Here is a 244-nt window from a genome sequence, read left to right as displayed (position 1 = left end):
CGTTCCTGCTCCCATCCCGCCTCTTAAACCTTTGCCCCATTTATAGACAGCAAAAGCGCCAGAAAGAATGGATTTAAGCGGCTTTAATAAAGTGGCCACTTTTCCAAGGAATGCGAGCGCAAATGCATTGGCGATCAAAGCACCAGCTATTGAGCCTTCCCCAGTAAGAGCATTCAAGTTGATCTCACCGATCTTCTTAGTGATACGAATGCCTAATTGTGCAGGATCAAGTGCTTCTAAAAAT

1 protein-coding gene is annotated in these 244 nt (G+C 45.1%); it reads right to left on the bottom strand.

From position 1 onward, the window contains the following. The coding region (locus R2R70_RS22465; protein ID WP_410979267.1) for a hypothetical protein at positions 1–244 on the bottom strand (244 nt) is incomplete at both ends.

It is taken from the genome of Cobetia sp. SIMBA_158, assembly GCF_046566945.1.
Classification (GTDB): Bacteria; Pseudomonadota; Gammaproteobacteria; order Pseudomonadales; family Halomonadaceae; genus Cobetia; species Cobetia amphilecti.
The sequence above is the reverse complement of the archived record's forward strand: the minus strand, read 5'-3'. Positions and strand labels throughout refer to the sequence as shown.